Raw genomic sequence first — 11,344 nt, 5'->3', positions numbered from 1 at the left:
GCCGGACTCCACCTCGCCGCCATCCACATCTGGTCAGCAAGGTGATCGCTAAGAAACGGCCTAACCGCGATGGTGAAGGACTGCGCATGCGCGTGGTGCCAGTAGATGCACGTAACCAGGTAGTCCTGACCCGAGGCGTTTCCAACCTGCTCTGCGAGCATTCCCAAGCTGGCAGATCGTCGTGAAACAGGCCCGGACTGCGCTTGAGCTGGATGCCCCGTTGCCCCGTCGGCGTCGATCGACCGTGATGACGTCGACTCCGACGAACGCGACGATCTTGGTGACACCGAAGAGTGTAAATGCTGAAGGTGGTGCAGTGGCCGTCGCGCCTGCGGATGACTTTGGCCTCCAGCCCTTGAACCGGCCGACATGCAAGCTGTTGCCGTCGCGGACTCCGCCTGCAGTAGGCCCCGGAGATAGCGGGTGATCGCTAACTCCGCATGCCCATCGTCTACTTCGAGATCGAAGAGCGCTGGCCGGGGTTCGGCGTGTGTGCGATAGGTCGGTTTGGGTTTGCCCCAGAACGCGAAGACCGCGTGCGCATCGCGGTCACTGTTGACGATCAGGATCTCGTCCGGGCCGGCGAGCTTCAGCAGGAGGTCGCCCGCCCGCCCGGCCGTAGCCGGGCCGTCCCGTCCCGGCTACGGCGGTTTGGGACCACCCGCGCTGCCCCGCTACCGCGAAGCCGCCAGAGCACTGACCTCGTTTGCCGATGCCAGCACCCTCTTCGAGTCGGTCACCTGGCGGCAGGGCAGCAAGGGTGCGATGACCTCGCGGTTCGCCGTCCTCGAAGTGCGGCCTTCGGGCAAGGAAGCCGCCCGCACCGCCCAGGAGCGGGCCGGCGGACGCAGCCGGTGGGACGGTGTGCTGCCTCTGCGGACCCTGCTCGTCGAGCAGCCCGAAGAAGCCGCTGGGCCGACCGGCTACGGGATGAGCAACCTGCCGGCCACGACCCCGATCGCCGACCTGGTGCGGTGGGCGAAGGCGCGCTGGCGCGTCGAGCACGACTACCGAGAGCTCAAGCACGGCCTGGGCCTGGACCACTTCGAGGGCCGCACCTGGCGCGGCTGGCACCACCACGTCACCCTCGTCACCGCCGCACAGGCATTCCTCACCCTCAGGCGGCTCGACCCAAAAGCACACATGCCGGTCCGACCCTCTACCAGGCCCTCGACACGCTCCAGGACCTGTTGAGGTGCTGGACCGGGCACCTGCTCCACCTGTGGTCAACCCCTCACCACACGTAGAAACAGACCGAGAACCTAGCGAAGCACCAGTAGCACGCGAGGCAACCAGCCGGGCAGGGAGGCGCCCGCGCACCGACCCGTGAAAACGGACGTCCATGCGGGCACGACGGTGTTGTCCGTCGCGCCTACGCGCGACCACGGATGGCAACCCCCATGGTGGGGATGCAGCAGGTTCCCCGGCCGCATCACTGAGGCACCCGCGGCCAAGGCCGGGCGAGGGGGCAGCTGTTGGGGCCGGGAGATACGCAGAACGCGCGAAGTGGTCCGCCTGCGCCCCAACAGGCAGCTCATCACGCCAGTCGGCCGTCAGGATCGAGACTGCGGCTCCCAACCTCAGTCCCTCTGTGCTAAATTCCTAGGCAAGCTAGGGCTTTCCGGACGTTGAAGTTCTGGCCTATGGCCGATTGGTGTAATGGTGTGCGAATTCGTGCCGGTCGTTTCGCGCGATAACACGCTCGCCTGGCGAGAGTTCCTCGGTTCGATTCCGGGGTCGGCAGAGTTTATCTAGCATGGTAGATTCTGCCGACTTCGGCAATCAAGCATGGGGGGAACCCTTGGATCGCGCGAAGCTGCATAGTGCGCATGTGCGTAACGCGGTGGCTCTCGAAACATCTTTCGAGGTGGCTAGCCGTTCTTGCAAGGAAGCAATCAGGCATGGTGAGAAGCATGAGATTGTTGCGCTGACTCGAACTTGCGCACTTCTCCTCGGTGCCACTCTCGAAGATCGCCTAATGGCGATCATTAGCTCGCCCTACTTCCCTGAAGATGGCGAGCGGCGCGTCATGCAAGAGCGAAATGTGCTTGGTATGTGGAACCAGGTTCTCGTTGAGGCGTTTGCTGTCCGATACAAGGTGCCTCGCTCTAAGGTTCCCTCCGCGCTGCCGTACACCAGTGCTGCCTACTTCTCCGGCATGAAGTCGGTCCTTGACCAGTGGATGGATCCACTTATTAATGTGCGGAACAGTCTGGCGCACGGGCAATGGATTGTCGCCTTCAACGAGCAACGCAATAACGTAAACCAGGATCGGACCAAGCGTTTGAACTCTCTGACGTTGTGGCACCTTCGCCTGCAGAGCAATATGCTGAAGCATCTGGAGCGGCTAATCTTCGATCTTACAGTCACTCAATATGCTTTTGAGCGAGATTTTGATAAGCATTGGGCAAATCTTAAAGCTGCCCAAACTCGGATTTCTGTAGATAGATCAAAGGAATGGGAGCTCCTGCTTCGACGTCGCCATCAGAGAGGGAAAAAGTATGCCGGGCGGAACTATACTCGACTTACGGAAGCCGGAATTATCTAGTATTTTTCTTTCTCTTCAGGGTGGGCAGAGCGGCTTGGTGTAATCTGGTATGGCCTCATAAGGCCTATCCAGCCCATCTGTCAGTACCATGGCTGCGCCTCCGGCCAGCTTCTCGCGGCCGGCAGCGATCTCGGCCCGGCGCTGCAGCACGGCACCGACGGCTTCTGGAGTCATCCGGGCGTTGCGTGACTCCGCCCTGCGCCGCAAAATCTCCGGGCGCACCTCGGCCATACGTGCCCGCAGGTCCACACGGACTCCGGCGACGATCTCGGTAAGTATGCTCATCTGTCAACACTCTCCCCCGTTTGTGGTTCATGAGATCCCCCGCCTTCCGGACGATCAGTGCTCAGGTGACGGGGCGCTTTCTGGCACCGAAAGGGCCCGGTCGGGCTCCCGAACCTCGGCCGACCGCACCGTGCCGCGTCCGGCCACCAGCGAGACCACCGTCTGACCGGCGGCGGCGACGCACATGAACGCCAGCGGTGCCTGCCAGCCGGAACTGACTGTGTGCAGCAGCCCGAAGACCACCGGCCCGACGGCGGCCAGGAGATAGCCGATCGACTGGGCCATCGCCGACAACGCGCCCGCCCCGGCCGCATCTTGGGCCCGCATGCCGAGGAACGCCAGCGCGAGTACGAGACAGGCCCCGCCGCCCAGACCGAGGACGATGCTCCACAGCACCGCCAGGCTCGGGGCCACCAGGAGACCGAGGTAGCCGAGAAGCATGATGGCCGAGCAGATCGTCGCCAGTGCCCGCTGGTCGCCTGCCCAGCGCAGCGCGCCCGGCACCGCCAGGCTGGTGAGCACCGCGACCGCCTGGAACAGGAACAGCAGCCATCCCGCCGAGGCTGCGCTGATCCCATTGTCCTGGAAGACCTGGGGCAGCCATGTCACGACGACGTAGAAGCCGAGGGACTGCAGCCCCATGAACGCCGTGACCGCCCACGCCAGGCCGGACCTCCAGGGCAACTGATGCGGCCCACGAACCGCCCGCGAGGCAGGCGGCGCGGTCCGCATCTGGGGAAGCCACAGCAGCACGGCCACCAGCGCGGTCAGAATCCAGCAGCCCAAGGCGGTGTACCAGCCGCCCGGAGCGACCTCACTGATCGGCACCGCCACTCCGGACGCCACCGCGGCCACACCGCCCATCACCGTGGCATAAGCACTGGTCAACAGCCCTACTTTGGTGGGGAAGTCACGTTTGATGAGGCTTGGCAGCAGGACGTTCCCCACCGCGATGCCCGCTCCGATCAGCATGGTGCCCGCGAACAGACCGACCGTCGAGGGCGTCCATCGAACCGCGATCCCCAGTGTCAGCACGACGAGTGCACCGCCGAGGAGCCGCTCGCTTCCCCACCGTGCGGCAAGCCGGGGCACCATCGGAGACAGTGCGGCGAACGCCAGCAATGGCAGCGTGTTCAGCAAGCCGAGCACAGCTGGGGTCAATCCCAGGTCGGCCTGTACCTGATCCAGCAGCGGCCCGACACCTGTCAGGCTCGCCCGGAGGTTGGCCGCGGCCACGAGCAACCCCCAGACAAGCAAGACCTGTCCGGAACGCCGTGTCGATTTGTTCTCCATGACCATCATCATCAGGGCCGCGATGAGGCTTAACGAGGCCCTACTGAGGCTAGCCCTCGCAGGGCCATCCTCCGCGCCGCGCGATGAAGGGGCGAGATCCGCGCGGACAGCCTCAGGCCATCCGGATATCACCACAGGCAGTCTCGGCGAGCCACCCCAGCCCGCCCGTCAGCACCGGTAGCCTGTCGATATGGGGACACCGTTGGGGAAGTTCATTCGGACCAAGCGGGACAGCATCCAGCCGGAATGCCTGGGTCTGGAGAGACTCGGCCGCCGCCGGTCACCTGGGCTGCGCCGCTTGGACCTCGCCACCCGAGCCGGAATCAGCGTCGAGTATCTTGCCCGTATGGAGCAAGGGCGTGACCGCAACCCGTCGCCCGCAGTGATCAACTCGCTTGCCGACGCACTGTGCCTCAACTCTCCCGAGCGCCAGCACCTGCGCTACCTCGCGAAGATCGCCAGTGACGAATGTTCGGTCCTGGTCAGGCCCGTGCCACCGTCTCGGCGCGTGCGGCCGTCCGTCCTGCAGACACTCAGCCTTCTCGAACCCGGCGTCGCCGTTGTGACCAACCGGCTCGGTGACATCCTCGCCCACACCACGGGCTATCAGTCGATCACCAGAGGCACCGGGCTGCTCGACGTCGCCGAGCCGAACCTCAACATCTACTTGTTCACCGACCCTCGTTCTCGGACGTTCTTCGCAGACTGGGAAGACATCGCGGACGAGTACACTTTCGACCTGTGGCAGGCGCCGTCCCTTCAGAACCTCGAATGGCTCATCTCAGAGCTCACCCCCCTTGCCGGGCCCGAGTTCACCAACCGTCTCTTCCGTCATGCAGTACCGCGCCGCGGGGCTCTCACACTCAACCACCCGGACGGGCACCGTCTGCGACTTCTCCGTGAGACGCTCGAAATGCCCATGGATGCTCAGCAGCTCACCATCTTCCTTCCCGAGTGCGAGGAGACGGCCCAGGCCATCGACCAGCTCCAGAGACAACCCCTGGGGTTCCTGCGGTCCGTTCAGTGACCCGGTGACGCCACCTCCTCGCACCAGTTCCAGCAGAGAGGACGGCAGCCGGTCAGGTTCGCCTCCTTCTCGGCGATGCGGAACATCAGGGCGTGAGCCCCGATGCCCAGGGGGCCGAACTGAGTCTGGCCGGTGGCGGTGTAGTGAAGGACCCTGCCCGGGCAGAAGACGTCTGAGGCTGGAGAGAGCCGCCGTTCACCGCGGACCTGCTCTGGCGACATGAACCCGGCGATCCGATCACGGCTCTGGTCCGGGTGAGGAAACCATCGAAGCCGCCAGCACGTCGCGGGACGGAGTTGTCGCGCGTCACGCACAGCGCGATTGGCGCACCGGGGAGACGAAAATGCCGTGCCCCTTGACGTAGTCTTGGCCGCCGGCCGCCGGTGTGCGGTGCTCGGTCGCCGTGGTGTCGGCGATGCCGAACGGGTCACGGACAAACTGATCTCGCAGCTCGGTGTAGCCGCCCGTGGTGCTCACAACCTCCCACTGGATCACCGCGTAGAGTCGGCCCCACCCGGCTCCGCAACCAACTGGGGCCAGGGGCTGACGAGGCCACACTCCAGGAGCTCTCCAGGGTCGCGCGTGATTGGGCCCTCGAATGGGGAGAGGAGCGTCCGCGAGATCTGTGTGTCGTACTGACGACCGGTGACGCCGGAATGCGAGCCGTGTACGGTCCGGGATTCGGCTCCACATCGAAGCCCAAGTACCTTCTCACCCTGCGTGGAGATTTTTCGTTCCTCACGGACTCCGGCACCTCACGGAACGGAGTCTGGGCCGCTCTTTTCCTTTCGGTCGACTCGCCGCACATCACCGGGTACACGGTGCGCCCCGCCGGCGACGTCCCGTCGTACGACCTGGGAGAGCTGGGGCGGGTTCACCTCCTCTGAGGCTGCCCCTCCGTCACGGGCAGGCACTCGGCGAGCAGGTCGACGACATCGCGCCAGGCTCGCCGCGCGTGCCGCGGGTGGTGGCCGACGCCGGGGACGACGGGGTGGTCGACCGGCGGGTGGTGGAAGGCGTGCAGGGCGCCGCCGTAGACCGTGAGGCGCCAGTCGACGCCCGCGGCCTGCATCTCGGCGGTGAAGGCTCGCTGTTGGGCGGGCGGCATGATCGGGTCTTCCGACCCGACCCCGGCCCACACCGGGCAGCGGATGCGCGCCGCCTCGCCCGGTCGGCCCGTGGTCAGCGCGTTGACCGTCCCGATCGCGCGCAGGCCGACGCCGTCGCGGCCGAGTTCCAGCCCGACGGCGCCCCCGGTGCCGTAGCCGACGGCGGCGATCCGGTCGGGGTCGGTCCGCGGTTCGGCGCGCAGCGCATCGAGCGCCGCATGGCCGATGCCACGCATCCGGTCGGGGTCGGCGAGCAGCGGCAGGCAGCGGGCCAGCATCTCCTCGGGGTCGCTCAAGTAGCGCCCGCCGTGAAGGTCGAAGGCCAGCGCCACGTATCCCAGCTCGGCGAGAGCGTCGGCCCGGCGGCGCTCGACGTCGCTGAGCCCCGTGCCCTCCGGTCCGAGCAGCACCGCGGGCCGGCGGCCGGCGCCGGCCGGGAGCGCCAGGTGCCCGATCATCGTCAGGCCGTCGGCCGGGTACTCGACCGTACGTGTCGAAATCGTCGTCATGGGACTGGACTGTAGGGATCGTGGAGCCCGGTCCGGCCACTGTTCTGCCGCGGGCAGAGCGCGCGCCCTCCTCCGGCGCCCTCCTCCGGCGTCCGCCGCGCGCGGGAGGCGCGGGCCGTGTTCGCGTCCGCGGTGCCGTTGATCGTTCTTGGGGAGGAAGAGATCGCCCCGGCCCGTTCCGTACTTGTTTCGTGGGGCGGCATACTCCGTCAACGGACCTTCGCCCGGCGTAAGACAGCAGCGTCGGGCTCCCATCACCCAACGGGGCGGTTTCCTCATGTATCGAACACGTACACGCCCGAGAGTGCTCATCGTCGGTGCTGGTCTGGGCGGCACCGCCACAGCGATCCGCTTGCTCCGCTTCGCGCGCGCACCGCTTGAGATCGTTCTGCTCGAACGGCGATCCGAGTACCGGTCCGCCGGTGTCGCCTATCACCGTGACGGCAACCCCTGGGACCATGTGTTCAACATCCAGGCGGGGCGGATGTCGGTGTTCCGGGAGGATGTCAACGACTTTGTCCGCTGGGCCAACCACGAGGCCGACCGCCGGGACTGGCCGACGCCCTGGGCCGAGCTGGAGTTCAGCGAACAGGGCCCGGCGCCCCGCCGGATCTTCCAGGACTATCTGATCGACCGGCTGGCCGAGGCGAGACGGGAGGCATGTCCCGGCGTCGTGCTCGTCGAGGCGGACGGCGAAGCGGTCGACGTGGAAGTGCGCGGGCCGGGAGTCGAGGTGACGGTGCGGCATCCGTCCGGCACGGGCCCGCAGGACGGGCCGGGCCCGGAGCCGACCGTCATCCGTGCCGAGCACGTCGTTCTCGCGACCGGGCTCGAACTCAGGGAGCCGCCCTTCGCCGCCGAGGTGCTCACGCACTCGTCCTTCGTACGGCACCCGTACTCCGCCGACGGAGTCCGGAAGCTCGCGGCGCTCCCGCCCGGGGCGACCGTCGCGATCGTCGGATCCGTGCTGAGCGCGTACGACTCGGCGGGACTGCTGCTGCGCCAGGGGCACACCGGTCCCATCCATCTGATCTCCAGGACCGGGACGCTGTTCCGGACGTACCCCGAAGACCATGAGCACGGGGTGTTGCGACTGCCCTGTCCGAAAACGCTGCTGGAGCCCTACCGGAATCGGGAGGAGTTCCTCGCCCGGGTGCGGAGCGAGTGGGAGGCGGCGTGTGCGACGGTCGCCCGGGACCATCCCGAGGTCGCCCCGGCGGTGGTCGCGGAGCGCGTGACCAAGGCGTGGGAGCCGCATCTTCCGCAGGCCGTCGAGCAGATACCCACCAAGGAACTGCGCGCCCTCCTGGACGAGTTCAGCACCGCGATAGCAGCGCTCCGGGTCGGTGCCGTGGAGTACACGATGGAGATCATCGAGCGTGCGATGCGCCCGGCGGACGGGGCGGTGAAGCTGGTCGTCGGCAAGGTGGAGGGGGTCACACCGGCGGAGTCCGGGCGGCTGGCCGTGTCGATCGCGGCCCCGGGGAGGAAGCGGACCATCGAAGCGGACCTGGTGGTGTCCAACTTCGGCAGGGAGTGGGACTACCGCAAGGTCGGCCAGTCGCTCTGGGGAAGTCTCCTCAGAAGGGGGATCGCGATACCCCATGAGCGCACCGGGCGCGGCCTGAAGGTCGACGAACGGGGGACGCTGCTGAGCCGTGACGGCGAACCGACGGGCCCGATCTCCGCGCTCGGTGTGCTGAGGGAGGGTGACGAGATCGTGCGGAACGGCCGAACCGGCGCATTCTCGTTCAATCTCGCCGCCATCAAGAACCATTCCATCGTGGTCGCCGCGCGGGTGATCGAGCGGCTGGAAACACCTGAGGACGATCTGCTTCACCTCGAAGCGCGATCTCCGGGCGAGGTGAGCAACATAGAGGAAGCGGAACGGGACCGATTCAGGGAGGCTGTGGTGCTGGAGGTGAGGAGGCTGGCCGCGTTCACTCGGCATGAGCGGGAATTGCTCGATTCCCGGCTGGACGCCTGCGTCCGTTCCTTGGGCGGACTTCCGACCCTCCCGGTGGACAGCCCCCGTCGCGAACGTCTGACGAGGGCTGTCGTCAACAGGGCCGCAGTCGAACGACTCATCGACGTCTCCGTGACTCCACGGCAGCTGCGTCGGCAATTGGGGATAGAGAACGCCGAGAATATGGAGGATTAGTTGAACGGGCGACGGGTTCAGGGATCTCTATTGGCCGGCGGCGGGCAGGGTGTTCTCCGAGGCATCTGCAACCGCACAAGAAGACCACTTGAGGGATCAATCCTCGTCGCCCCTTCCCTCGAAGCGGGACTGTACGAAGCGATCGTGGCCGCGAGCGCGGTCGTCTGTGGTTCGGGTGGAATGACCGGGCATATGCAGTCCATCTGCCGCGGCAGGGGAATACCCGTGCTCCGTGTCGACGAGGCCGATCTGGCCGATCTGGTCGGCGAGGTGATGCTGGATCTGGAGAGCCAGTCGGTCATCATCGGGGCCGTCAGGAGCACGGGGACTCCCTCGCTGGACGATCTCGGCTCGGCATGCGCGGTCATCGCGGACCTCCAGGACATCCACACGATCAACTCGTGCGGGCCGAACGCGAAACGGGTCGACTCCTTCTTCATCAGGGAGGAGTTCCTCTGCCTGGCGGCGGGCCTGCGCCCGCTCGACTCGCTGAACGGCGGCCCTGCGGAGATCACCGCCTACGGGAGGGCCGTCGCGGACCGGCTGTGCGTCTTCGTCCAGGCGCTCCTGCCCGATCAGCGGCTGGTCCTGAGGCTTCTCGACCTCCGCTCCGACCACGCCGCCGCCGTCACCGAGCGGGCCTCGGTCCCGGTCGAGCCGAACCCTGAGATGGGTCTGCACGGCGCACGCTGGCTGCTGGGGTCGGCCGCCTACCGGGACGCGCTGCACGCGGTGCTCGACTCCCTGCGCGAACGGCTCGGCGAAGAGGCGGCCCGGGTGCACCTCTCGGCTCCGTTCCTCAACGACGAGAGGGAGTTCGCCAAACTCAGGGCGCACCTTGAGTTACCGGCCGATGTGCCCCTGTCCGCGTTCATCGAGACGCCTGCCGCGGTGCACGCCACCCCGGCGATCTGCGCCGCGGGCGCGAGCGAGCTGTTCATCGGCATGAAGGACATGGTCCAGTTCTATCTGGCGGCGGACCGGACCAACCACCTGGTGGCCGACGTCTACCAGACCCGGCACCCGGCCGTCATGGACGGAGCGCTGAGGGTGGTGGAGTCCGCGCGGGCCGCGGGCACCCCGGTGAGGGTGTTCGCCCTGGGCGCGGACCTCGCCCACTATCTGGAACGCCTGCCGGATCCGGACGGCTACATGATGTGCACCGCCGAACTCCGGCAGGTGCTCCTCCAGCCGGACCCCGACCCGGCGGCGGTCCCGGGCGGAGTCCAACTGCGCACGCAGGAAGAAGGCGTGACGCGCGGCCGACTGCTGAAATGGTCCCTCGACCTGGACCACGGAGGTTCCCATGTTGGCTGACACCGCAGCGCCGAGCCGGATACGTACCGGTATCGGCATCCTCAACAGTCGACTTCACAGCATCGGGTTGAAAATCTTCGCCGTCATCGTGCTGGCCCACTGGGCGGAGCACCTCACCCAGGCGGTCCAGATATATGTGATGGGCTGGCCGGTGCCCGAGGCCAGAGGTGTTCTCGGGATCCCGTTCCCCTGGCTGGTCACCTCGGAGTGGATGCACTACGGCTATGCCCTGCTCATGCTGGTCGGCTTCATCCTGCTGCGTCCGGGATTCACGGGCAAGTCGCGCACCTGGTGGAACGTCACCCTCGGCATACAGGTCTGGCACCACTTCGAACATCTGCTGCTGCTCATCCAGGCGCTCTCCGGCGCGTATCTGGCCGGCCGCGCCGTGCCCACGAGCCTTATCCAGCTCGTCGCGCCGCGGGTGGAACTGCACCTGTTCTACAACGCGCTCGTCACCATTCCCATGGTGATCGCCATGGTCCTGCACGCACGGGCGGACCGGGCGGACAACGCGGCGGCCCGTTGCGCCTGCGCGGTGGAGAGATGACCGGGAAGCGGACCCGATGACCGGGCCGCGGACCCGGCGGCCGTCGGGCTTCGTGTCCCTGCTGCTGCTGATCACGGCATGCGCGCTGCTGGCGGTCACACTGCCCAATCTGGGCAACGCGATACGCGCGGCGACGGCCGACGGTACCCCGGGGACCTTCACCGCGAGGGGGCTGTCCTGCGTCAAGCATCCGGGACACGAGACATGCGAGTGGAACGGATCGTTCCGATCCGTCGACGGCACCATCCTGCGCGAGCCGGTCAAGATGTACGGGAGCGACCGCGGCTCGCTGGCGGCCGGCCAGCGGGTCGCGGCTCTCGACGTGGGCGCTCCGGGACGGGTCTACCGCCCCGGCGGATCCCGTGAATGGATCTTCACCGGCCTTCTGATCGTCGGCGCGATCGGCATCCTCGTCCTGCTGGCCAGGCGGCACCTGATGCCGCCGCCCGCTGCTCCGAGGGGCGGTCCGGCGACCGCCGGCCGTCCGGTGGCGGCCCCGCTGGGCAAGGCCCCCTCCGGTCCGTCGTAGCGGCTCCGGGGCCGGG

Annotated in this window: 10 protein-coding genes and 1 pseudogene; 7 read left to right on the top strand and 4 right to left on the bottom strand. The window is 67.1% G+C overall.

What is annotated here, in order from left to right; translation table 11 throughout:
* Positions 1-606: 606 nt before the first annotated feature.
* Together IE247_RS17985 and IE247_RS17980 are read left to right on the top strand one after the other, a co-directional pair.
* Positions 607-1,194 (top strand): annotated as a pseudogene (locus IE247_RS17985) (transposase); the annotation flags it as partial.
* 637 nt (positions 1,195-1,831) lie between these two features.
* On the top strand, positions 1,832-2,548 hold the full coding sequence (locus IE247_RS17980; RefSeq protein ID WP_190124165.1) for a hypothetical protein: 717 nt from the start codon (positions 1,832-1,834) through the stop codon (positions 2,546-2,548).
* A 15-nt stretch (positions 2,549-2,563) separates the two neighbouring features.
* Here the strand turns inward: IE247_RS17980 and IE247_RS17975 are convergent, their stop codons facing one another.
* On the bottom strand, positions 2,564-2,833 hold the full coding sequence (locus tag IE247_RS17975; protein ID WP_190124164.1) for a beta/alpha barrel domain-containing protein: 270 nt from the start codon (positions 2,831-2,833) through the stop codon (positions 2,564-2,566).
* A gap of 54 nt (positions 2,834-2,887) precedes the next feature.
* On the bottom strand, positions 2,888-4,126 hold the full coding sequence (locus IE247_RS17970) for a CynX/NimT family MFS transporter (protein WP_229869186.1): 1,239 nt from the start codon (positions 4,124-4,126) through the stop codon (positions 2,888-2,890).
* 190 nt (positions 4,127-4,316) lie between these two features.
* Between IE247_RS17970 and IE247_RS17965 the strand changes: the two genes are divergently transcribed.
* Positions 4,317-5,153: a helix-turn-helix transcriptional regulator gene (locus IE247_RS17965; RefSeq protein ID WP_190124162.1), complete on the top strand. Its 837-nt coding sequence runs from the start codon at positions 4,317-4,319 to the stop codon at positions 5,151-5,153.
* Between the two features lie 306 nt (positions 5,154-5,459).
* Here IE247_RS17965 and IE247_RS17960 read toward each other — a convergent pair whose 3' ends face one another.
* Both IE247_RS17960 and IE247_RS17955 read right to left on the bottom strand, forming a co-directional pair.
* Positions 5,460-5,648: a hypothetical protein gene (locus IE247_RS17960; RefSeq protein ID WP_190124161.1), complete on the bottom strand. Its 189-nt coding sequence runs from the start codon at positions 5,646-5,648 to the stop codon at positions 5,460-5,462.
* 379 nt (positions 5,649-6,027) lie between these two features.
* A complete protein-coding gene (locus IE247_RS17955) occupies positions 6,028-6,771 on the bottom strand; it encodes a dienelactone hydrolase family protein (protein WP_190124160.1) in 744 nt (247 codons plus the stop codon).
* Positions 6,772-7,048: 277 nt separating this feature from the next.
* Here IE247_RS17955 and IE247_RS17950 point away from each other — a divergent pair, with 277 nt between their 5' ends.
* From IE247_RS17950 to IE247_RS17935, 4 genes are read left to right on the top strand one after another with little or no spacing between them, the layout of a single operon-like run.
* Positions 7,049-8,932 carry an FAD/NAD(P)-binding protein gene (locus IE247_RS17950; protein WP_190124159.1) on the top strand — a complete coding sequence of 628 codons (1,884 nt, stop codon included), beginning with the start codon at positions 7,049-7,051 and terminating at the stop codon, positions 8,930-8,932.
* Positions 8,933-10,249: a putative PEP-binding protein gene (locus IE247_RS17945; RefSeq protein WP_190124158.1), complete on the top strand. Its 1,317-nt coding sequence runs from the start codon at positions 8,933-8,935 to the stop codon at positions 10,247-10,249.
* Positions 10,239-10,799 carry a hypothetical protein gene (locus tag IE247_RS17940; RefSeq protein WP_190124157.1) on the top strand — a complete coding sequence of 187 codons (561 nt, stop codon included), beginning with the start codon at positions 10,239-10,241 and terminating at the stop codon, positions 10,797-10,799. Before IE247_RS17945 ends, IE247_RS17940 begins: the two co-directional genes overlap by 11 nt.
* A 16-nt stretch (positions 10,800-10,815) precedes the next feature.
* Positions 10,816-11,328, top strand: a complete 513-nt coding sequence (locus IE247_RS17935) for a hypothetical protein (RefSeq protein WP_190124156.1) — start codon at positions 10,816-10,818, stop codon at positions 11,326-11,328.
* The last annotated feature ends 16 nt before the right edge of the window (positions 11,329-11,344 follow it).

The sequence above is a fragment of the Streptomyces inusitatus genome (genome assembly GCF_014651115.1).
GTDB classification, from domain to species: Bacteria; Actinomycetota; Actinomycetes; order Streptomycetales; family Streptomycetaceae; genus Streptomyces; species Streptomyces amakusaensis.
Note: the sequence above shows the minus strand (reverse complement) of the source record. Positions and strands in the feature narration are given on the sequence as shown.